This is a genomic window from Denitrificimonas caeni (assembly GCF_905120345.1).
In the GTDB taxonomy this organism is placed as follows: domain Bacteria; phylum Pseudomonadota; class Gammaproteobacteria; order Pseudomonadales; family Pseudomonadaceae; genus Denitrificimonas; species Denitrificimonas caeni_A.
The window spans coordinates 190,800-203,749 of record NZ_CAJHOA010000007.1; the positions used below are offsets into that span (position 1 = coordinate 190,800).

The following is a 12,950-nucleotide window of genomic DNA, read 5'->3' on the forward strand; positions in this document are numbered from 1 at the left end:
TGCTGATGTATTGCAGTGACAGGGCACAATAAAAATAATATTGGAGTACATTTTTATGACAGATCAAGACGTAAAAACCAATCTTTCTGCAAGTCAGCAAGTGATTTATTGGCTACAAAATTTTGATCAAGCACTGCAAACAAAAAATATAGAAAAAGCTGTCGATTGCTTTGAGGCGCAAGGATATTGGCGAGATTTAGTTTCTTTTACTTGGAATATTAAAACCCTCGAAGGCCAAGATGAAATTAAACAGATGCTGCTTCATACCCTAAAAAACATTGAGCCGTCTGATTGGCAGCTTGAGGAAGAAGCGATTGATAACCAAGGCGTTATAGAGGCTTGGATAACTTTTAATACCAAGGTCGCTCATGGACGTGGACATTTACGTTTACGTAGCGGCAAGGCTTGGACATTACTGACCACGATGGTTGAGCTAAAGGACTTTCCAGAAAAAAGGAAAAACTTACGGCCCAAAGGTGCAGAACATGGTGCCAATCCTAATCGGCTAACTTGGTTAGAGAAACGCCAGCTTGAGGAAGCTAACTTAGGCTATAGCGAACAACCTTATTGTCTAATTATTGGAGGAGGACAAGGCGGTATCGGCTTAGGAGCACGTTTACGTCAGTTAGATGTGCCGACAATTATCATTGATAAACTATCAAAGCCAGGCGACACATGGCGTAGCCGTTATAAGTCCTTATCGCTACATGATCCAGTTTGGTACGACCATATGCCATATATTCCTTTTCCTGAAAACTGGCCGGTATTTACTCCTAAAGACAAAATTGCTGATTGGCTGGAAATGTATACCAAGGTTATGGAGTTAAATTATTGGGGTTCAACAGAATGTATCAGTGCTGATTTTGACGAAGACTTGCAGCAATGGAATGTAGAGGTAAATCGATCGGGTGAGCGCTTAGTGCTTCACCCTAAACAGTTGATTTTAGCTACAGGTATGTCTGGTTTACCGCAAATTCCTAAAGTCCCAGGAATGGAAAATTTTGCTGGAGAGCAGCATCATTCTAGCCAACATCCCGGTGGAGAAGCGTATAAAGGTAAAAAATGCGTTGTTTTGGGTGGTAATAACTCGGCTCATGATATTTGTGCTGCGCTTTGGGAAAACGGTGCAGATGTCACCATGATACAGCGCTCATCTACGCATATTATTAAGTCCGACACCTTGATGGATGTGGTTTTAGGCGGTTTGTATTCAGAGGAGGCTGTAGATAAAGGGATGACGACCTATAAGGCAGATCTAACTTTTGCTTCTATTCCCTTTAAAGTGATGCCGCAATTTCATGAGCCTGTTTATCGACAAGTAGCCGAGTTGGATGCCGACTTTTATAAAAAATTAACTGATGCAGGTTTTTTGTTAGATTTTGGTGAAGATCATACTGGTCTATTTATGAAGTATTTACGTCGAGGTTCTGGTTATTATATTGACGTAGGTGCTTCTGAACTGGTGGCGCAAGGCAAAATAAAACTTAAATCTGCAGTCACTATTGACCATATAAAATCTAACTCTGTGGTGTTAACTGACGGCACCGAGCTTGATGCTGACTTAATTGTGTATGCCACTGGCTTTGGTTCAATGAATGGTTGGGCAGCGAAAATAATTTCCCAAGAGGTGGCTGATAAAGTAGGTAAATGCTGGGGAATGGGATCAGAGACCGCGAAAGATCCGGGGCCATGGGAAGGCGAGTTACGCAATATGTGGAAACCAACACAGCAAACAGCCTTATGGTTTCATGGTGGAAATCTACACCAGTCGCGACATTATTCACAATATTTATCACTGCAGATAAAAGCTAGAATGGAAGGTCTTGATACACCTGTATATGAATTACAAGAGAGCCATCACTTGCAGTAAATAAATCTTAAATTAAACCGTTACTATTTTACTTAATCAAAAGCGGTCAATGATATTGATTCATTGGCCGCTTTTGATTTATCTAAGAATTAAATATTATTCAAAGTCATGGGCGTACGATAATTTTAACTGCTGATTCATTATTGTTAATTAGCGTTTCGAAGCCTTGAGAAATAAGATCATCTAATTCTATTCTTTGAGTGATAAAAGGTTCTAAGTTAATCTTACCTTCCTCAACTAATTTAATAGTTTCTTTATGATTATTTACATAAGCAATCGTGCCGCGAATATCCAGCTCTTTCATAACAACACTATGAACATTGACTGTAGCAGGATGACTCCAAATGGATACAATTACAATAACGCCCGCAGGTTTGGTCGTCTCAACAAGTGTATCCAATACCTTATTGTTACTTGTACATTCGAAAGCGACATCTGCGCCTCGGTTTTCAGTAATTCTCATTACCTCTTCGGCAACATCAACTTGAGTGGGATCTAAAATGAAATCTGCAACGCCTGTTTCTTGAGCTTTTTCTTTACGTTTTGCACTCAGTTCTGTAAGAATAACAGTTAATCCTTTGGCCTTTAATACAGCAGATAACAATAAACCAATAGGACCACCCCCTCCTACTAAGGCAATATCACCTGCTTTAGCCCCACTGCGTACAAAAGCATGGTAGCCAACTGCGAGCGGCTCAATTAAAGCCGCTTGGTCAAGAGGGATAGTATTAGAAATAGGATGTACCCATCGACGCTTTACTGCTATTTTTTCAGATAAACCGCCGCCGCGTCCACCAAGACCAATAAAGTTCATATTTGGGGATAGATGATAATTTTCGCCGGGGCCTGTTGGCACATCATCAGCAATAATATAAGGTTCTACGACTACATGTTGGCCGATTTCAATGTCTTCTACACCATCCCCAATAGCATAAACCACACCCGAAAACTCATGCCCCATTGTTACTGGCGCAGATTCTCCTGAGATTGGATGCGGGTGACCGCAAGCTGGAATAAATATTGGCCCGTCAATAAATTCATGTAAGTCAGTACCACAAATCCCGCACCATGCTACATTTATACCAACAGTACCTGGCTCTATAGTGGGTTCTGGAATATCTTCAATTCGAATATCACCTTTATTATAAAAACGAGCAGCTTTCATTTTATTATCCTTGTTTAATTAAAAATGCACCTTAAAGTAAACTACATAGATGAGTAAGTTTAGTCAAACTATTAATTCATAATGGTTTTCTATGGATGATTAGTAATTTATTTTTTGAGATATGACTGCAGCACTAAAGTTCAATTATTTTACAAGTATTAGAGATTTAAGAGTTAATACTTAATAAGTATATAGTGATCATTTTATTAATTAAGGGATCAGGGTTTTCTGAGGCGATGACTAAATTTTTTAGATAAACTGTAACTGCTCATTTGTAGTAAAAGGTAAAAGTAGACCACTATGGCAAACTTTCACTTAGTGGGTCAGCCCATACTAGGTCGTTCGTTATTGTAGTGTCAAAGCCATTGAATAGCATAACCTTGAGCAGCGGTAATACTCTGAAATAAATACTGCGCTAGCTAGTCATAACGAGCAGTATGGTTTTAGCGTTTGATATGAGCACTCTGTTACGGATTACCTGGCTGAATAAAGTCCAATGTAATATGGTGCTTATTTACTCAAGCCTTTCTGGTTAAAGTCATCCATGACGTTAACAAATCCGGAATTGCGCCGGTCACTCAGCTGATCATGCATAAAGTCCATTGATCAGCTGATATTAATCGCTTCAGAGGCAATTATAGGCTGCAGTTTCTCTGCGCGCTAAAAATAATTATTGACCACTGTAATACGCAGCAATATCAGCAATATCTTGATCAGTTAATGCAGCAGCTTGTGGTGTCATCATGGCTGACATTCCGCCAGTGCGCTCACCTGCACGGTAGGCTTTCAGCGAGCTTTCTAAATAGCCTGCCCATTGGCCGGCAAGGTGCGGATAAATATTGGCAGGAGATTTACCATTAATGCCATGACACGCGGCGCACATGGTTATTTTTCCAGCGCCAGCAGCAGCATCGCCCTCGGCGTTAGCCAAACTGGGTTGCACTATCACAGCAAGCATTGCCGCAGCAATAGAGCCTTGAATCCATTTATTTAGCATGTCGCTTTCCTCATAAAGGAGATGGTTGAGCGTAATTAGTACATTAGAACTAATGCTAAGTTATTTTCAACATCTATCGGCCCTAGAGTAAAGAAGATTTGACTTAGGTCATAGTAAAGATCATTAAATATTTATCTGCTATTGATTGTGTGATGCTGTTCAAGCTTTCATGCTAAATTTAGTAGTATAAATGGATTATCAAAGTTATATATAAGTATATATCAAATGCAGTTAACCGTCTTATATTTAATATTATTTGTAAGTTTAGATTCTGAGCTTAAGCCTCATTGCAGCTGTCATTACGGATCAATAACGCGCACAAGCCTAAGCATTAAAATGTGACGTTCAAGTCACTGATATGCCGTCACCGTGTTTATGCCCGGCCGAGCGGCAATAACCGTCGATGAGGAAATAATCATGGGAATGTGGAAGGTCAAACGCCGAGATTTCCTGAAGGGGCTGGGTATTACCGGTACTGGCGCCATGCTTAGCAATAAAGTTTGGGCGCTTAACCGCTTAGAGCCGGTGGGTGATACCTTAGCAGCTGAATACCCTTACCGAGGTTGGGAAGATCTTTATCGTAACGAGTGGACGTGGGATAAGGTCGGTCATGCGGCTCACTGCATTAACTGTATGGGTAACTGTGCTTGGAACGTTTACGTTAAAGACGGCATTGTTATTCGTGAAGAGCAAATTGCTAAATACCCTCAAGTCAATCCCAATGTCCCTGATGCCAACCCGCGTGGTTGCCAAAAAGGTGCGATTCACTCTACGTCAATGTACGAAGCTGATCGTCTGCGCTATCCGCTGAAACGCGCAGGTGAGCGTGGTGAAGGTAAATGGCAGCGTATCTCTTGGGATCAGGCCACTGAAGAAGTTGCTGATAAAATCATCGATATTTTTGTCAAGCACGGTCCTGGCAAACTTAAAACTCACCAAGGTTCAGGTAACCAGTCGATGGTGCGTCAAGCCGGCCCAGCACGTTTTGCCGCACTAGTAGGAGGGATTCAACTGGATGGCTTTACCGTCGTTGGTGACTTACTCACCGGTGCCCATTTAGCCTACGGTAACCCTTTAGAAAGCTTTACTTCTGATGCATGGTTTGATGCCGATTACATTATGCTTGGCATGATTAACCCAAATGCGACCCGTATTCCGGATGCCCACTACATCTGGGAGGCTAAATACAACGGTGCACGCATTACCAGTACGGCACCAGATTACAACCCCAGCGCGATTCACACCGATCTGTGGATGCCAATCCATCAAGGCTCTGACCCATTCTTAGCAATGTCATTTGTCAACGTGATCATTGCGGAGAAGCTGTTTAAGCCTGAGTTTATGAAAGAGCAAACTGACCTGCCGATGCTAGTGCGTATCGACAATGGCAAACTCTTGCGTGAAGCGGATCTGCTTGAAGGTGGTTCTGATCAAGTGTTCTACCACTGGGATTTAAATACTAAGCAAGCAGTAAAAGCTAAAGGTTCGATGGGGGATGCAGACAAGACCCTTAAGCTGGGTGATGTCGATCCGGCCATTGAAGGTACTTTTACTGTGGAAGGCATCAAAGTCACTACAGTATTTGAACAAGTTAAAAAAGAAGCGGCTAAATACACCCCTGAAAAAACTCAAAAAGACACCAACATTCATCCAGACATTGTGCGTCAAGAAGCACGTCTACTGGCTAAGGCTAAAAAAGCCATTATTATGCTGGGTTATATCACTTCAAGTTATTCTAACTGCTTGTACACCTGCTGGGGTTATGCGTTAACGCTGGCTCTGACAGGTCACGGTGGTCGTACCGGTGGTTTAGATACCTCATGGGTGGTATGGAATCACCCGCGTTGGTCCGAACTGGCTGGCTTTGAAGGCAAGAAATCAGCACGCTTAGAAGCGGGTGGTTTAGGTGAGTTTTTACGTGGCGGCATGATGGAAGGTGCGCGCAATCACTTCGACAATAAAAAATTAAAAGAACGTGTTGGCTTCGATCTCGATGAGATGGAAGAGATGATGAATGAATCCATCGAAAAAGGCTGGATGCCTTACCATGGTGAAATTAAAGGCATGATTGCTATTGCTGACAACACCTTCCGTCGCAACAAAATGTCAAAAAAATACCGTGAAGAGCATTTACGTCAAGCTGAAGAGTTATACGTCAACATTAACGTACGTATGGACTCGACTGCTGAGTGGGCCGACTATATTCTGCCAGCCGCCAGTCACTATGAAGCTTGGGACATTCGTACTCAGGGTTACCACCGTTTTGCCAACGTATTTACCCGCCCTGTGGAGCCAGTTGGTGAGTCTAAGCCAGACTGGGAAATCATGGCGTTGCTCACTAAAAAAATTCAAGAACGCGCTATTGCTCGGGGTATCGGTCCGATTCAGGACGGTGATGTGACCCGTGATCTGCACACCATTCATGATGATTTTACTCGCAATGGTGTGCTTAATACGGATTACGATGTACTTAAACATATCATCGAGGATTCGCCAGAATTTGGCGGCGTCACCATCGAAGAAGCAGCAGAAAAAGGCTTTATCACCATGAATGAGCATGCCGGTTTAAACCAGCCGCTTAAAAAGGATGAAGGCTATAACCCGTTTACTGCGCAAACCGATGGTAAGGCGCCTTATGAAACCTTGACCGGTCGTATTACCTTCTATTGTGACCATCCGTGGTTTGAGAAACTGAACTCCATGGTACCTACCGCGCGTTTGCACGCTGGACCTAAAGCTTCTAACTACCCTTTGAAGTTCTACTCACCGCATGCGCGTTGGGGTATCCACTCGAACTGGCGCAGTAATAAGTACTTATTACGTCTGCAACGTGGTGAGCCGAATATTTATATCAACCCAAAACTGGCTGCAAAAAAAGGTATTAAAGACGGTGACACTGTGCGGTTGTTTAACGCCAACGGTGACTTTTTCGCTCAAGCTAAGTTCTATCCAAGTATTCCAGATGACTCCATCATGATGGAGCATGGTTGGGAACCGCATCAGTATATTCACCGTAGAAATATGAACACGTCTCACGCTGTATTCTTACAACCGTTGGAGTTGGTGGGGAACTGGGGACACTTAACGTTCCAGTACGCCAAATGGAACGCTAACCAGCATATCCATGAGAGCAGCTATGACATTGAGCTGGCCAAAGCTGAAGACATTAACGACCCAAGAGCCGTTTAAGAGGAAATTATTATGACTGTTAAACGCCAACTCAGTATGGTTTTAGACTTAAACAAATGCATTGGTTGCCAGACCTGTACTGCAGCCTGCAAATTGATGTGGACGAACCGTAACGGCCGTGAGTTTATGTACTGGAATAACGTGGAAACGATGCCCGGTAAAGGCTATCCACGTGATTATCAAAATATGGGTGGTGGTTTTGATGCCGATGGTGCGCTCAAATTGGGCAAACAGCCGAGCCAAGAAGACTATGGTATTCCGTGGGAATATAACTACACAGAAGCTCTAATGACTGGAACTGACCCTTGGTTGCGCCCACATGTTAAACCTACGTGGGGAGCAAACTGGGATGAAGATGAAGGCGAAGGTGATTACCCAAATAGTTACTACTTCTACTTGCCGCGTTTATGCAACCACTGTGCAAACCCTGCCTGTTTAGCTGCGTGCACACGTAATGCGATTTACAAGCGACAAGAAGATGGCATCGTCTTGGTTGACCAAGAGCGCTGCCGTGGTTATCGCTATTGCGTCAACGCCTGCCCCTATAAAAAGATTTACTTTAACGAAGAAATCTCTAAGTCAGAAAAGTGTATTTTCTGTTATCCGCGCATCGAGAAAGGCTTACCAACGGCTTGTGCACAGCAATGTGTCGGTCGTATACGTTGGATTGGCTATCGTGATGATGAGGCCGGCCCGATTCATTTATTGGTAGAGAAATACAAAGTAGCCTTACCTCTGCATGCCGAGTGGGGCACACAGCCTAACGTGTTTTATATTCCGCCTACTTCACCGCCTAAATTTGGTCCAAATGGTGAAGAGTTGGATGAGCCACGTATTCCACTGGCTTACTTGGAGAGTCTGTTTGGTCCTCGCGTGAGTGAAGTACTGGATACCTTAGCTGAGGCACGCCAAGCAAAAGCAGAGGGTAAAGACAGCGAACTGATGGATACACTGATCGGTTTTAAACACTCTGAAATGTTCAAACTAAGCTAAGGCAAGGGTCAATCTATGAGCGTATCTACACAATCATTGAGTAGCCAAGGCCGGTTTGGCTCTGAGCAAGCTGAGGCTCGCGAAGCAGTTTATCGTTTAGCAGCGGTTGTATTTGATTACCCGTTAGAGGAAACCCTAGATGCACTGCAACAAGGCCGTTTACAGACAGCACTTGATCTTGCCTTACAAACCACAGGTGACGAGTCTTGGCCTGTTCTCAATGTGAGTGAAAGTTTGCAAGAGTTGGAAGTCGGTTACACGGCTACTTTTATCCACGGTAAGCGTGGTAAACCTCGGGTACCTTTGGTTGCCAGTGCTTATGCTCATCTTATCGGGGGCCTAACTCCTGGCTCTTTTATGCTCAATGTGCAGGCTTTCTATAGCAATTTTGGTTTAAAAGCAGCAGTAGGTGATGAAGGTCTGCAAGATGAACCTGATCACTTAGTGGCGATGCTCGAATTTTGTGCGCTGTTATGTTTCTTAGAAAAACAGGCACTTGAGCTGGATAAAGATGCTGCACCTTACCGCCGTGCACAGCGTGATTTTTTAGTTCGTTACTTGATCCCGTTTTTGCAAGCGGTACGAGCCGGTTACGCTAAAGAAAGTCACCACGGCCTAGACTCTAACCTTGCGCACTTATTGGAAATACTGCCGAGTTGGGCATATAGCCAAAAACAGGCACTGGAAACAATGGTGGGTGCCTACGCAAAAGAAACATCAAAAATAGCTTCATCACACTCAGCCAGTCAATCCATGTGGGACTGAGTATGTCCTTACAGATGAGGAATCATGCCATGAACTTGCGTTATTTTTTAAAAGGCACCTTAACACTGGCATTCGCATTGATAACTGCGAGTGCCTGGGCTGATCACAATGAGCTCAACCCGAATATTTTACAGGTCAAGCCGGGTGATACGGTTAAAGTATCACGTATTCCAGGGACGATTTACCTGCGTAGTCAAAATGATCCTGATGATTTAATTTGGGATCGTATACCCTCCTATAGCACTAATTTACTCGCTGCACCGCCGGTGCATCAGTCAGTAAATTTACGTTTTGAAGAAGGTGCGACTCGCAGTAAACATCTTTACTTTCAAGTGGCCCGTACTGACGAGCGCTTATATGTTCGCTTGCGCTGGAAAGATGAAACTGAAGATCGTGCTACCACAGTAGACCGTTTCCGTGATGGCGCTGCTGTGCAGTTCGCCCTTAAAGATGTTGATACCTCATATATGATGGGAACAGGCAAAGACCAACCCGTTAATATTTGGTATTGGCACGCTGATCAACCGCAGATTGAGAACTTAGCCGCCGGCGGTTTTGGCAGCACCACAATCTTAGAGCAGCAAACCGTAAGCGGTTCCGGTGCTTATATTAAGCAACAAATTACCAAAGATAATGAATGGCATGTGGTGATGTCACGTCCGTATAAAGCCAGCGACAAGTATGACGTTAACTTTGAACGTAAGACGGTACCCATGGGCTTTGCTGTATGGCAAGGTAGCGACAATGAACGCGATGGTAACAAGCGTGTCACCCACACTTGGATTATGTTAGACACCAGTCTCGACAATACACCAACGAAATAAGGATGCGACTATGTCGGTTTCCCACTTCCCTGCACGCGATCCTTTGGCTCTAGTGCCTGAAGATTGCCAACGGGGACATGCCTGCCAATTCTGTCCAGAAGAAGAGCAGTGCATTCTGGATAAAGGTCAACACGAAAAGCGTTTGATTGAATCGCGCCTTGCTGAAATTGGTCAGATTATTATGGTCATGGCCAATAAAGGTGGTGTGGGTAAAAGCACAGTATCTGCCAACTTGGCCGCAGGTTTAGCTGCTGAAGGTTATCGAGTCGGGGTTGCCGATGCGGATATTCACGGGCCAAATCAAAGTCGTTTCTTTGGTTTCGTTGGTGAGCGCATCCGCTTAAGCACCCAAGGTTTACCGCCAAAAGCATTTACTTATTCTGGATTAAAGCACCCCGTTCGGGTTGGCTCGTTAGCCTTTATGATGGAGCGTGACGACACCCCTATCGTCTGGCGCGATGCCTACAAGCACGACTTTATGCATCATCTAATTGGCTCATTTGATTGGGGCCCATTGGATTATCTGGTTATCGATATGCCACCAGGCACCGGTAACGAACTGATTACCTTGGCCGATATGCTGGAAGGGCATGATGTCGCGGCACTACTCACCACGACGCCACAAGAAGTGGCCTTGATGGACAGTATAAAAGCAGTGCGCTTCTGCCAAGAGCGCAGTTTACCCTTGATTGGTGTTGTGGAAAATATGGCCGGCGTGACCTGTCCACATTGCGCGGAGAGTTTCCATGTCTTCCCTCGCGGACACCTTGCTGAAGCATTGGCTGCAGCGGATGTGCACTCTATTGCACAAATTCCACTATCATTGGCATTATCAACGGCTTCTGATTGCGGCGTCCCCATTGTTCTGGCAAACAAGGACAGTCTTGAAGCTCAAGCTTTTGCACCGATGATCAAGGCCTGTATTGCCCATACACAGGCGGTCTTTGCCGAAGCTGCGGTGCAGTCGTTACATGATATGACTCAAGCTGAGTTACCGGTATCAGAACTTGAGCAAGCACTCAGTCAAGTACCTGCAGAAGAACAAGACGCCTTACGTCAACAGCTACAAGATTTGCTGGGTATGTCAAATCCTCCAGCATCATAAAACAGTCAGTCTTGTCAGATTGATCCCACGCTATTTTATTCCTCTTCTTACATGAGAATGTTGCTATGAGCGAAACTCCTTCCCCAAGCCGTCGTCGATTCTTTAGCAAACTTCTCTCTACCGATAGTGCTGCACCTAACCGTGCCGTGTGGCATCGAGTCCCTGAAGTCGGAGCCGGTGATGGTGATGTGCTCTGGTCAGGTTTAGTCGTCAACAACACCTTACTGGTGGTGGGTGATGAAGGTATGGTGTTGCACTATAACGGTGCGACAGACAGCAACGGTCGACTCTGGCAACCCATGACAGTCCCTACGCAGTTACCTTTACACGGTATTTGGGGACTGAGCCTCGATAATATCTTTGCCGTGGGCTGGATGGGTTGTCTTTTACACTATGATGGCCAGCAATGGCATAGTTTGCGCGGCGGTGTGATTGATCAGAAGACTGAGCGCTTTGCCGCTTGTGAAGAAAACACCCCGCTATTTGCTATCGATGGTAATCAGCAAGGTCAAGCGTGGGCGGTCGGCGATAATGGCATCATTTTGCATTTTGATGGGCTTAGCTGGCAGCAGGAGCAGAGTAATACTGATGTGAATTTGCGCACTGTGCTCTGTGCTGACGATAACATTGTGTATGCCGCGGGTGCTGGCGGTACGGTGCTGATGCGCGATGCACAAGGGGTGTGGAAAAACTTAGATAACCCTTTAAGCTCTGGTTTTCATACCTTATTGGTTCTCGATGATGGCAGCTTACTATTAGGTGGCGGTCGTTACTTTGTTGATCAAGGTGGTTTTCGTGGCGAACTGGTACTTTACAAAGATGGCCTATTTCAAGCCTTAAAGTTCAATGAGTCGATGCCGCGCTTACGTGCAATGAAAGCCTACAAAGATGGCGTGTTGATTGTCGGTGATCAGGGGCATTTGTATTACTTGAACAACTGGCGCATTGATAAGCTTGAAAGCAATAGTCGTCATGACTTGATGGACATTATTGTTTTATCCACAGGTGAAGCCTTAGTGGTCGGTGATTTTGGTACGATCATGACTGCTGCAGATGACTTCACTCAAGCGCTGGCACCACCACAATCTGCAGAAAATAGCCCTTGGCAAGTGATGTCATCGCCGAGTAAAAAACAACTGTGGAACGTCAGTGAGGGAACCAATGGTTGCTGTTATGCGGTAGGTGAAGCCGGTACTGTCTTGCGCTTAAAAGATGATATTTGGCAGCAATTACCCGCACCAAGTGATTTAACAGTGCATTGTTTGTGGGATAGCGGTAATGGTCTATTTGCTGCAGGACAGCTTGGACGCATTTACCGCTTTGATGGCGAGCAATGGACGCTGCATTTTGACTTGCATCTCGATGTCACCATTCTCGCGATGTGGGGCAGTAGTCCCAATTCAATTTATGCCGTCGGTGATGAGGGCTTAGTCTTACACTTCGATGGCTTACGTTGGCAGCGTATGCCCAGCGGTACTAAATCAGCCTTATATAGCCTTTGGGCTTGGGACGATGAACGGATGCTGGCGCCAGGTGATTTCGGACTGATGCTGCGTTACAACGGTAAAGAATGGACAGAGTTTAACGTCGGCAGTGAAAACTTTCTTTATGGTGTTTGGGGCGACAGCTTAAACAACATCTACACCGTTGGTTTGTCTGGCACCTTAGCGCACTTTAATGGTGAACGCTGGCAGACAATGGCTACACGTTTGCGTGAAGATTTACTATCAATCTCGGGTTCTAAACAAGCAGGAGTGTTTGTCGTAGGGACACGCGGTTGTGTCTTGCGCTTAGAAGACGGTCAGTGGACGTCTGAAGCCAGTATGACCAGCGCCGGTCTACGTTCAGTCTGCGCGACCCAAGCAGGCGTTGTGTATGCGGTAGGTGACCGTGGCACCATCATCCGCCGCGATTAATCCGCACTAATACGTGTTTGCCTATATCGATGAATAATGTCGCGTAGGTCAACACGTGTAACACCTCTTCACATGCCTATAACAATGCCGATTCTAGCGCTTACTCTATAAATACAACCTTAGCAT

Annotated in this window: 9 protein-coding genes; 7 read left to right on the forward strand and 2 right to left on the reverse strand. The window is 44.9% G+C overall.

Going from position 1 to position 12,950, the window contains the following annotated elements:
- Positions 1 to 55 precede the first annotated feature (55 nt).
- Positions 56 to 1,870 carry an NAD(P)/FAD-dependent oxidoreductase gene (locus JYJ62_RS13510; RefSeq protein ID WP_205342758.1) on the forward strand — a complete coding sequence of 605 codons (1,815 nt, stop codon included), beginning with the start codon at positions 56 to 58 and terminating at the stop codon, positions 1,868 to 1,870.
- A 106-nt stretch (positions 1,871 to 1,976) separates the two neighbouring features.
- On the opposite strand, the gene JYJ62_RS13515 is transcribed toward JYJ62_RS13510, so the two are convergent.
- Positions 1,977 to 3,035, reverse strand: coding sequence for a 2,3-butanediol dehydrogenase (locus JYJ62_RS13515; RefSeq protein ID WP_205342759.1), 1,059 nt, complete (start codon positions 3,033 to 3,035; stop codon positions 1,977 to 1,979).
- A 670-nt stretch (positions 3,036 to 3,705) separates the two neighbouring features.
- Positions 3,706 to 4,032, reverse strand: a complete 327-nt coding sequence (locus JYJ62_RS13520; protein ID WP_205342760.1) for a c-type cytochrome — start codon at positions 4,030 to 4,032, stop codon at positions 3,706 to 3,708.
- A 417-nt stretch (positions 4,033 to 4,449) separates the two neighbouring features.
- Between JYJ62_RS13520 and clrA the strand changes: the two genes are divergently transcribed.
- The 6 genes from clrA to JYJ62_RS13550 all read left to right on the forward strand — a co-directional run bounded on the left by clrA (position 4,450) and on the right by JYJ62_RS13550 (position 12,824).
- A complete protein-coding gene (gene clrA / locus JYJ62_RS13525) occupies positions 4,450 to 7,221 on the forward strand; it encodes a chlorate reductase subunit alpha (RefSeq protein ID WP_205342761.1) in 2,772 nt (923 codons plus the stop codon).
- Between the two features lie 12 nt (positions 7,222 to 7,233).
- The gene (clrB, locus tag JYJ62_RS13530; RefSeq protein ID WP_205342762.1) at positions 7,234 to 8,214 is read left to right on the forward strand and encodes a chlorate reductase subunit beta; all 981 of its coding nucleotides are present in this window, start codon (positions 7,234 to 7,236) and stop codon (positions 8,212 to 8,214) included.
- Positions 8,215 to 8,229: 15 nt separating this feature from the next.
- Positions 8,230 to 8,979 (forward strand): molecular chaperone TorD family protein, encoded by a 750-nt coding sequence (locus tag JYJ62_RS13535; protein WP_205342763.1) that lies wholly within the window; start codon positions 8,230 to 8,232, stop codon positions 8,977 to 8,979.
- A gap of 29 nt (positions 8,980 to 9,008) precedes the next feature.
- On the forward strand, positions 9,009 to 9,803 hold the full coding sequence (locus JYJ62_RS13540) for an ethylbenzene dehydrogenase-related protein (protein WP_205342764.1): 795 nt from the start codon (positions 9,009 to 9,011) through the stop codon (positions 9,801 to 9,803).
- Between the two features lie 10 nt (positions 9,804 to 9,813).
- Positions 9,814 to 10,908: a P-loop NTPase gene (locus JYJ62_RS13545; RefSeq protein WP_205342765.1), complete on the forward strand. Its 1,095-nt coding sequence runs from the start codon at positions 9,814 to 9,816 to the stop codon at positions 10,906 to 10,908.
- Positions 10,909 to 10,973: 65 nt separating this feature from the next.
- On the forward strand, positions 10,974 to 12,824 hold the full coding sequence (locus tag JYJ62_RS13550; protein ID WP_205342766.1) for a hypothetical protein: 1,851 nt from the start codon (positions 10,974 to 10,976) through the stop codon (positions 12,822 to 12,824).
- Positions 12,825 to 12,950: the final 126 nt, after the last annotated feature.